Genomic DNA, 9979 nt, shown 5'->3' on the forward strand with positions numbered 1-9979 from the left:
CAAAGAATGTGGGAGGGGGATTGCCCCCTCCCACATTTTGGCTGGCGACCCTCTAAGGACGGCAAATCAACTCCACCCGCTCATAGTTCAACGCCTTGTTGCGCTCCGGCAATGCATAAGGCGCTTCGCAGCGAAGGCCCTGCCAGGTGATGATCAAGGTGCCGGTGTCGGCTTCGACCAAGGCCAGCGCCTTGCCGCTGGGGTCGGCAATTGCGATCTGCTTGCCGGCACTGTCTTGCAGGGCGGCGCCGAACGGGATTGGCTGGTGTTGAGCGTCGAACAATGCGAACTGCACCCGTCGCCCGCTCTTGCTGGCATAACGTGCCAGCACCACGGCACCGCGTCGTGGCACCACTTGCTGGGTGGCGTTATCGATCTCGATATCAGCCCCCAGGTCACGGGTGTCCAGGCTGATCCAATTGACGCGATAGGGTTGCGCGTTGGGCACCACGGCGTAGCCGTTGCTGCCGGTCTTGGCCCCGGAAAAACTACCGATTTTCACCCCGCTCGTGCCTTCGACCTGCGCCAGTGCAAACGTCTCGCCCACGGTTTGCCCCAAGTTGATCCCGCCGGCGTGACCCACCACAGATCCTGCCAGGTTGAGGTTTTGTGAGTTGTACCCGCGCCCTTGGCTGTAGCCGGCACTGATATCCATCTGCGATGTGCGGGTGCTGAGGTTGGCCGACCCCGTGCTGCCGCCGGTGCTGCTGTTACCGGCTTGCACCGAATAATAGGTGTCGCTGTTTTCCGTGACGTAGCCGTTGAGCCCCACCTGTGCAGTGTTGCTGTCCTTCTGCGTGCTGGCGGAGACAAAGGCCCTCGGTGCGCGCGGTTTTGAGCCCAGCGGGAACGACAGTGACAGGTTGACCAGAGTGTCGTTGTTCGTCGGCCCATAGTTGCCGACGTCCTTGGAGTAAGTGGCCCCGAGGTTGTAGCTCACCTCGCCCCAATAGTTGCTGTAGCCCGCCGACAGGCTTTGCGAGCCGCCACGCCGCCAGTAACGCTGGTCACTGGCGTTCACGTAGACGCTGCCATATTGCTGGTTATGGCCGATGCTCTGGTTGACGGTCAGGTCGGTGCGGGTTTTCGAACTGCCGATGCGCTTCTGACCATCATTGCTCAACTCCTCGACGTGCTCGCTGAGCGTGCGATAGCCCTCGGTCGAATAGCGGTAGGCCGCCAGCGTAAAGTTGGTGTCGGTGCCGGTGAATGTCTTGGCATAGAGCGCTCGCACGCTGGTGCCCTTGATCTCCTGGCCGTAGGTGCGGCTGGACGAGTGGGTCATGTCCAGCGAGACCGCGCCAATGGGCGTGTTGCGTCCTGCGCCCACGGACAACGCCTGGAAGTTGTCCGTGGCCTGCACACCCACGATCCCGGACAGGTTGCTGCTGATCCCGTAGGCCAAGGTGCTGCTGACAAACTGCGGTGACTGTTGGTCGTCGCTGTTGCTGTTGTATTGACCGGCCGAAACGCTGTACTTGAGTTGGCCCTGGCGCACCATGATCGGCAGGCTGGAAAACGCCTGCACCGTGACCCGGCGTCGACCATCGGCTTCGATAATCGTCACTTCAAGGTCACCGTTGGAGCCGCTGGGGTAGATGTCGCTGATCTCGAACGGGCCTGGCGGCACGTTGGCGGTGTAGAGAATGTAGTCGTTCTGGCGGATTTCCACGGTCGCGCTGGACTGCGCAATGCCGCGAATGATCGGCGCGTAACCGCGCTCGCTGTCGGCGCGCATGCCGTCGTCCGAGGCCAGTTTGAGGCCGCGATAGCGCACGCTGTCGAACAGGTCGGCATCCGAGAAAATATCCCCGGCGCTGAACTGGCCCTTCAACGCCGTCACGTCATGTTGCAGGTAGCTGCGGTTGCTCTTGAAGGTACTCGGGCGTCCGGTGCTGCTGTTGAAGTTCGACTCGTTGCGCAACCGCCAGGCGCCCAGGTTGATGCCGTTGCGCAGGCCGAGGTTATTGGACAGGGTGTTGTCACCTTGGCTGCTGTTACGGCTGCTGCTCAATTGGTAGTTGATGAACGCGGCGGGCACGCCTTCATCCCACAAGGCGGGGTCCACGTAGCCGCGCCGGCCACGCTCCATGGCGCTTTGCGGCACGCTGACCAGCAGGCGCAGGCGCGGCACGTCGTAGCGCACGCTGGCATGCTCGATCAGCGCGGGCAGGTTGATACAGGCGTTCGGGTCAGCGGCGTCGAGGGGCAATTTGGCGATATCGACGCCCAATTGCTGCACCATTTCCAGGGTCAGGCAGGCCTCGACCTTGCCGGTGCCGGGGTTGCGGCGAAAGTCGATATCACGGCGGCCGACCAGGGTGTCGTTGCCGTAGAGATCAACCCGGTAGCTGCCAGGCAGCACGCTGTTGGCGGCAAGCAGTGAGTGCAGGTCAATGGAGGAGGGTGCGCTTCGCAAAAACGAGGTATTAAATTGTTCTTCGCCTTCGGCCAGGCAGGCCGAACTGAAGATCAGGGCAACCGATACGGGGGCCCAACTGTCGCGCTTGAATAAAAACATGCAGGAACCCTATATCACCTCCGATACGAACTAACGGAGCGAAGATAAATACAGTGAAAGTGTGCCGCTGAAGAACAGCGGGCTAACTAAGGAGACTCTTTGATCAAACTCGCTTGGGTGTCGGCCGAGTTGGAAAGTTGCGCCGTATACCGGTTGCGAGCGCCATAGTCATTAATGCTGCTGAATGACAAGCGCGGCGCAGGAGTCGGCGTTATGTTCTTTAGCCTGAACTCTTTTTGTTCACCCGGCGCGATCATCGTCGAATCAAACGGCTGTTCACTGACTGCGCCGGATTGCACGGTGATGTCAGCCATCGATACGTGATAGAGGCCGGGGTTACTCACCACCAGCACGCTTTTTGCGCCGCGCTCGACCAGTCGCCACGACAACTCGGCGGGGGCCAGATACGCGTTGTTTTTCAGGCCCGCAGGACGGAAGAACACCTTGATGCGCTGGCGCACGGCCAGTTGCAAGGTATTCGGGGTCTTCGACGCCTGGGGGATTTCCTGCACATTGAGCCACACCACCGATTCGCGATCGGTCGGCATGCCAGCGCCTTCGTAGATCACCCGCAGCAGTTGCTGTTCTTCGCCACTGACCCGCACCAGTGGCGGCGTGACAGCAAAGGGCGCGGCGGTGGCGTCGTCGGCATCGGTGTCGATCCAGGACTGGATCAGCACGTCGTCACCACTGTTACGCACGGTGATCCCGGCCTCCTTGTGCGAGCCGTCGAAGACCAGGCGTGTACCGCTCAGTGAAATGCCGGCCGTGGCCGGGGTGACCAGCAACAGTCCCAGCAGGCCTGTGCACAGGGATAAAGCATGACGATAAAACATAAGGGCTACCGTGCATTTGAATGAGAGTGCGGGGCCGGTCGGCTCCGCACAGTGCCTGAGCGTTCGCTCGGGTTATTCGTATTGCAGGGTGAACGGCAGGGTGGCGTCGGCGCGGCCGGCAACCACGGTGGTGAGGTCAGTGGCGGTGGTGACATACACGGCCGAGAATTTCAGCGAGGTGTTGCCGCCTTGCAGAGGGCTTTGGATGATTGCGGTGGTCGGCGAGCTCAGATCGATCAGCGTGCCATTGGCGTCAAGCAGGGCGATGCCGACGTTCTTGGCGGCGCCCAGGCCGTCGATCAGCTTGAGGACCTTGCCACCGGGGGCGATGCCCGAGCCGCCATTTTTGGTAGGGTCAAAGATCATCGCCACTTTGGCGCCGGTGTTGCAGTTGATCTTCATGTCGAAGTCTTGTGCACTCAGGGTGCCGTTGCTTTTCGGCGCGGCCACGGTGCCCATGTCCTTGACCGAGATGTTGCCCATGTCCACGGAGATGTTCTTATTCACCCCACCGGCGCTGGCGGAGCAGGCATCGACGTTGACAGTGCCGGTGAAGCTGAGGGTGCCGCCACCCGCCAGGGTAGGGGCGGCCACGGCGTGACCGGCGGCGACAACAATGGACAGCGCGAGCAGTGTCTGGGAAAACGTTTTCATGTGAGTAATACCGTTGTTGGTTGTGAAGCAACACGATATAGCGGCGCGCCTGGGGGATAAATCAGACGATCCTTAGAAGAACGGGCTAGTTGAACAAGTTGCGTTCGATGCAATAAGCCAATAAGTCTTGGTCGCTACTGACTTCAAGTTTGCGCATGGCCGCTACTTTTTGAGTGCTGATAGTTTTGGCACTTCTATTTAACCCGCGTGCAATCTCGTTGACACTTTGCCCAGAGACAAATAAACGCAAAATTTCATGTTCCTTGGGCGACAGTCGCGTAAAGCGTTCGTCCAGATCAATGCCGGACTCCATCACCGACGTCGGCGGCGTGACACTGTTGCGAATCGGATTGCCGCGCGCGATGGCCTTGAGCGCGGCCTGGATCTCGTCATGCAGCTGGTTTTTCTGAATCACCGCCAGCACGCCAAGCTCTTGCAGGCGCGTGAGGATCAAGGGATTGGAGATCATGGTGAGCACCAGCACACGCACGTTGGGAAAGCGCCGTGTCAGGTACTCCACCAGCTTGAGGCCATCACCGTAGGGGGAGTCGCCGGGCATATTGAAATCGGTGATCACCAGGTCCACCGGCCGCGACTCCAGCAGGCTGACCAGTTCGCTGGGGCACACGGCCTCGCCGACCACGCGAAAGCGTTCGTCGCGCTCGATCAGCTCTCGCACCCCCACCAGTACGATGGGGTGATCATCGGCAATGACTACGTTGAGGGTTTCCATGAGTGTGATTTTCCAGTGTGAAATTATTCAAGGGCTTCGATGAGTGCATTCAAGCGTGCCAACTGCTCTCGCACCTCTGCTGCCAGTGCGGGCGTGACGGCCATGCCGGTCAGGCGACATTCCAACGCGACTAACGCGGTCGCCATCTCGCCGGCCTGCACCGCGCCCAAGGCGCCGGCCATGCTGTGCAAGTGTTGCGCGACCCGATTGGCGTCGGCGTTGGCCAGCGCTGCCAAGGTGACGAGGACATCCTGGCGCAGGGTCGTGACAAACAGCTCGCGCATTTTCGGCGACAGCTGCAAGGAGGGGGCGGCGGTGGCGGGCAGGGCGATTTCGCAATGCTGCTCAAGCTCGGCGCGCAACATGGCCAGGTTCAGTGGCTTGACCATCCACGCATTCATGCCGACCTCCGCGCAGCGTTCGCCTTCCTCGCGCAGGGCGTTGGCGGTGACCCCGATGATCGGCAGCGTTTTATCCTGCTGGCGCAGGGCTTCGGCCAGTTGGTAGCCGTTCATCACCGGCATGTTCACGTCGGTCAGCACCAGGTCAAAGCGCCCCGGTGCCCACTGCATCAGGGCTTGTTCGCCATTGGCGGCGAGGATGACCGAGCAACCCAAGGCTTCCAGTTGCTCCTTGATGATCGCCGCGTTGATCACGTTGTCTTCCGCCACCAGCACCTTCAGGTTCAGCTCGCGGGATTTTTCCCCAGGTGAGGGAAGGTGGCCTGCGCTCTGGCCGTGGTGCGCCAGGTAAACCGCCCAGGCAATGGCGCGAACATCGTCGGCGTCAACGGCCCAGTCGGCACCTTGCAATTGCGGCGGGTTGGGCCCGCCCGGTGTGGCAATGATGTGCGGGGCCGGCCCCTGTGCCTCAGTGGTCCGCAAGGACAGATCCACCCGCAACGCCTGTGCGGGCGTCTCGGTCGTGAACGGGCGGCTGTCGAGGCCGAGGCGGTTGAGCCAATCGATCAGATGCTGCGCCTGCTCGGCGACCTGTGCACGGACATAAACCGTAGGCACCTCGTGTGTAAAGGTGGGGCAATCGGCCAGGCTGCCGGGCACCGACTCCAGCGCCAGCTCCAGCGTGAAACTGCTGCCGAGCCCAGGCTCGCTGACCACCTTGAGTTGACCGTGCATCAACTCGCACAGCCATTTGCAGATCGCCAGGCCCAGCCCCGCACCGCCCTGGCTGGTGGCGTCATTGGCCTGGTAGAACGGGTCGAACAACTGCTGTTGCTGCGCCTGGGAAATCCCCACGCCCGAGTCGCTGATTTGCCACTGCACCCGTGCGTCTTCCAGCACCCGTACCCGCAGCACTACGCGGCCATTGTCGGTGAACTTGATCGCGTTGCTCAGCAGGTTGTTGAGAATCTGGCGAATGCGCTGCGGGTCGCCGCGCAACCGCTCGGGCAGCGTGGCATCGATGCAGGCATACAGCTGCAACCCCTTGGAGCGGGCAAAGGCGCTGTAGGTGCGCACGACGTCTTCGGTCAGGGTCAGGGGGCAGAAGTCCTGCTGTTCGAGGGTCATTTGCCCGGCCTCGATTTTCGACACGTCCAGCACATCGCTGATCAATTGGAACAGGGTGGCGGAGGAGCGTTGGATGGTCTGCAGGTAATCCTGCTGACGCGGGGCGAGGGCGGTCAGGCCGAGCAGTTCCAGGGTGCCCAGCACGCCATACAACGGCGTACGGATTTCATGGCTCATGGTGGCGAGAAAACGGCTCTTGGCCTGGTTTGCCGAGTCGGCGGCCCGGCGCGCTTCTTCCAGGGCGGCGGCGTCCTCGATATGCCGGGTCACGTCATGCAGCGCGCAGAGCCAGGCATCCTGGCCTTGATAGCGGGTGGGCACAAAGGCGACGTGCAGGTGGCGCCCGTCGAGTTCCAGGTCGGCGTGCCCCGGCTCGGAAGAGGACTTGAGCAGACCCGTCAACGGGGTCGTGTCGTGCCAGGCCTGAGCCCGCTGGTTTTGCAGGAGCACGTGGTGGTCGCGGCGGCGAATCACGCACAGGCCGGTCGGCGCGGTGTCGATCACCGCACGACTGAACGCCTCGCTTTCGGCAATGCTGGCATGGGCACGTTGGGCGGGCAGGATGACCCGGGCGCTGTACCAGCGGTTGATCGCACGGCCGCACCCAAGCACCGCGAGGACCAGCGCGATCAGGCACAGCAAGGGCCACAGCGCGTAGTTCAGGAAGCTGCGCAGGCTGATGACGTAGATCGCCGTCCAGTGCTGCCCACCGGTGCTGGTCAGTTTGAACACCAGGCCGTCGCGGTTGAAATTCACCCCTTCATCCAGCGCCTGGCCGGGCTTCAAGGCTCCGGTCAACACCGCGCCTGCCGGGGTTACCAAGGTGAAGTCGTCGTAGATCGACCACTGCATCAAGCGCTCAATGTTATTGACCTGGGACAGGTTCAGCAGCGAGCCCACCACCACCCAGGTATTCGCCCCCTCGATACTCAACGCCGTCCCGGCCAGGTTGATATCAACGTAGGCCAGCAAGGTCGGAGCGGCCTGATCCGCAGGGTACGCCGCCCAATGCACCTGATGATCCGGCTGCGAGGTGTTCTGTACGCGCAGGTGCTCGTCGACCTCAGTCATCACCTCGGCAAATGCCCCCACCGGGATCTGGCCCGCGCCGCGCAAGCGCCCGGTAGCGGGCACGGTCACGTCGAACGTGTCGGGGCCATTGAGCAGGATCACTTGGGGCGACTGATAGTGCGACGCCGCCCAGAACGCGCTGTAGTAGGCAGCGAGGTAAGTGCCCAGCGCGAAGACCTTGGGGTATTGGCCGGTGGCGATCTTGTCCGGGTTGATCTTCACGCTGTACTGCAGGGAAAACGGCAGGCCACGGCCCTCATAGACATTCGGGCCTTCTTGCGGCAGCGCCTTTTGCACCACGGGCGGTAGCAGGGCCGCCGGGTTCAGCGTGCCTTTGAGACTTTCCCGCGAGATGTCACGCAGGAACATTTCCTGCTCGTGGATATTCTCCATCAGCCGGGCGAAGTGAAATTGCAGGGTGTCGCGCTGTTCGTCGAGCATGCGCTGTATCCCCAGGTAGCTGATGCCCAGCAGCAACAGCGCCAGGGCGCCGAGCACCAGCAAGCCCTTGTTCAGGCGCAGTGAGCTGCTGGCCAGTTTCTCCAGGAAGGCGTTGGGATGTTGCATTACGGTGCCTGGACGATGGTGGAGCAGCCTTTGGACACAATGACCCCTGTAGCGAATGACGTTCGGCCACATCCTTGTGCGGGTCAATAAACGTTCGCCGGCCCATCATGGGTCAGCAATTGCTGGAACTGATCCGAAGACACGGCGTGGGAGATCAGGAAACCCTGGACCTGAGTGCAGTCGATCTTACGCAACAGCGCAAGTTCTTGCGCAGTTTCCACACCTTCAGCCACGACCACCAGGCCCAATTGGCGTCCGAGGCTGACAATACTGGTCAGCGCCTGGGCCAATTCTTCGTTGGCGTTGCAGCCTTGCACCAGCGCACGGTCGATCTTCACTTCGGTGAACGGTGCCGACACCAGGTTCATGTACGAGCTGTAGCCCTTGCCGAAATCATCCTGGGACAGGCCAAACCCCTTGATCCGCAGGCGGCAGGCACCGGCGTAGAAATTGCTGATGTCATCGGGCACCGAGCACTCCATCAACTCGAAGCAGATTCGCGCGGGCAAGCCTTGGTGGGCCAGCACAAAATCGAGGATCCGGTCGGGCAGGTCGTGGCTGTTGAGCAGGTGAGTGGGCAGGTTGATCGACACCGGAATGTCATAGCCCTGTTGGCGCCAGGCGGCCTGGGCGAGGATGGATTGTTCCAGCATGCGCCACAGCAGGCATTCTTCGAGGTCGCAAGCGATCAGCGCCGGCAGGAACGCGCCGGGCAACAGCGTGCCGTGCTCGGGATGAATCCAGCGCACCAGGGCTTCTGCGGCGACAATGCGGCCATTCTCCAAGGCTTTCTTGGGCTGGAACCAGGCGTGCAGTTCGCCATGGTCGAGGGCGTGCAGCAGGCTTCTGCGGTTGAAACCAGGCTGGGTTTGCGCCGGTTCGCTCTGGCGTAATGCGTGCAATTGCTCGATCAGGCAGCGCAGGGCGGCAGCGTTCACCGGTTTGGAGATCAGCCCGATAACCGTCACTTGCAGGTTGCTCGCCACCAGGCTGGCGCCCATCAGCATGCGCCGCGACGCTGCGCTCATGATTGCCAGCGCGGGGCGCGAAGGTTGCGCGGCGAGGCCCTGGATAAATTGCACGCCGTCCATGCCGGGCATCAGCAGGTCAGTGAGCACCAGGTCGAAGTCGCGCCGTTTCAGGCAGGCCAGCGCGGTTTCGCCGTCCCTGGCGTACTCCAGGTCGAAGTCACCCAACGCGTTGAACAGGTTTTGCAAGTACAGGTGCTGGAAGGGGTGGTCTTCGACAATCAAAATGCTACAGGGCTTCATGAGCGACTCGTTGGTAGGGAGCCAGGGCAGTGGACAAGGCTCGCAGCGTAAAAGGTTTGACCAGACAGTGGTTCATGCCGGCGGCCAGGCACAGGGCGTCCTCACCGCGCAGGGCGTTGGCGGTGGCACCGATGATCGGGTCGGTGCAGCCCCGGTTTCGCAAGGCTTCGGCCAGTTCGTAGCCATTGAGCCTTGGCATGTTGACGTCAGTCAGCACGACATCGAACGCGCCGTCCTGCCACTGCGCCAGGGCTTCTTCACCGTCGCTGGAGAGCACCACGGTGCAGCCCAGTTCTTCGAGCTGGTCGCGCAGGATCAGTTGGTTGATCACGTTGTCTTCGGCCACCAGGATATGCAGGTGCAAGGGGCGTAGTTCGCGCTGTTCGGCGGCTGCCTGGGGCAGGGCCGGCTGCCCGCCCTGGGCTTGGCGAACGGCCTGTTGGATGGCGCGCAGGTCGTTCAGGTTGACCTTCCAGCCCTGCTCGGTAAGTTGCGGTTCGTGGGGGCCGTCGCCGCTGGCGAGTACCCGTGGCCCGTACCACGGCGCGCCCAGCCAGGGTTCGACGGCGCCCTGATGCAGTTCGAGCAGCACACCCGGCTCCCTGCCGGCGGGCGCACCGATCTGCGGGCGGGCGCCCCAGCGGCGCAGCCAGCCGCTGAGACTGTGGGCCAGTTCACGGATGGGCGAGACTACATACACAGCGTCTGCCGCCAACGTCGGCGGGCCGTCTGACAACGCGTTGCTGCACAGTTGCTCCAGCGGCACGCTCAGGGAAAAACTGCTGCCCAGGCCCGGC

7 protein-coding genes are annotated in these 9979 nt (G+C 62.2%); all 7 read right to left on the bottom strand.

The window, feature by feature from the left end:
• Positions 1–52 precede the first annotated feature (52 nt).
• Positions 53–2521 (bottom strand): fimbria/pilus outer membrane usher protein, encoded by a 2469-nt coding sequence (locus IQK56_RS22120; RefSeq protein ID WP_193863622.1) that lies wholly within the window; start codon positions 2519–2521, stop codon positions 53–55.
• Positions 2522–2607: 86 nt separating this feature from the next.
• A complete protein-coding gene (locus IQK56_RS22125) occupies positions 2608–3357 on the bottom strand; it encodes a fimbrial biogenesis chaperone (RefSeq protein WP_193863621.1) in 750 nt (249 codons plus the stop codon).
• A gap of 72 nt (positions 3358–3429) precedes the next feature.
• Complete coding sequence (locus tag IQK56_RS22130) at positions 3430–4011, bottom strand: fimbrial protein (RefSeq protein WP_193863620.1); 582 nt, start codon at positions 4009–4011, stop codon at positions 3430–3432.
• Between the two features lie 85 nt (positions 4012–4096).
• The gene (locus IQK56_RS22135; protein WP_122306660.1) at positions 4097–4744 is read right to left on the bottom strand and encodes a response regulator; all 648 of its coding nucleotides are present in this window, start codon (positions 4742–4744) and stop codon (positions 4097–4099) included.
• Between the two features lie 23 nt (positions 4745–4767).
• Positions 4768–7911, bottom strand: coding sequence for a hybrid sensor histidine kinase/response regulator (locus IQK56_RS22140; protein ID WP_193863619.1), 3144 nt, complete (start codon positions 7909–7911; stop codon positions 4768–4770).
• An 83-nt stretch (positions 7912–7994) separates the two neighbouring features.
• Positions 7995–9182, bottom strand: a complete 1188-nt coding sequence (pvrR, locus tag IQK56_RS22145) for a response regulator cyclic di-GMP phosphodiesterase PvrR (RefSeq protein ID WP_122306662.1) — start codon at positions 9180–9182, stop codon at positions 7995–7997.
• A partial coding sequence (locus tag IQK56_RS22150) for a response regulator (RefSeq protein ID WP_193901830.1) occupies positions 9169–9979 on the bottom strand: 811 nt, incomplete at its 5' end. The genes pvrR and IQK56_RS22150, both read right to left, overlap by 14 nt.

Origin of the sequence: Pseudomonas cyclaminis, from assembly GCF_015163715.1 — a bacterium.
Classification (GTDB): Bacteria; Pseudomonadota; Gammaproteobacteria; order Pseudomonadales; family Pseudomonadaceae; genus Aquipseudomonas; species Aquipseudomonas cyclaminis.

What these genes read in the sequence shown, in the direction of transcription:
- IQK56_RS22120 (WP_193863622.1), bottom strand. Translation starts at nt 2,521, where the DNA reads ATGTTTTTATTCAAGCGCGACAGTTGGGCCCCCGTATCGGTTGCCCTG.
- IQK56_RS22125 (WP_193863621.1), bottom strand. Translation starts at nt 3,357, where the DNA reads ATGTTTTATCGTCATGCTTTATCCCTGTGCACAGGCCTGCTGGGACTG.
- IQK56_RS22130 (WP_193863620.1), bottom strand. Translation starts at nt 4,011, where the DNA reads ATGAAAACGTTTTCCCAGACACTGCTCGCGCTGTCCATTGTTGTCGCC.
- IQK56_RS22135 (WP_122306660.1), bottom strand. Translation starts at nt 4,744, where the DNA reads ATGGAAACCCTCAACGTAGTCATTGCCGATGATCACCCCATCGTACTG.
- IQK56_RS22140 (WP_193863619.1), bottom strand. Translation starts at nt 7,911, where the DNA reads ATGCAACATCCCAACGCCTTCCTGGAGAAACTGGCCAGCAGCTCACTG.
- pvrR (WP_122306662.1), bottom strand. Translation starts at nt 9,182, where the DNA reads ATGAAGCCCTGTAGCATTTTGATTGTCGAAGACCACCCCTTCCAGCAC.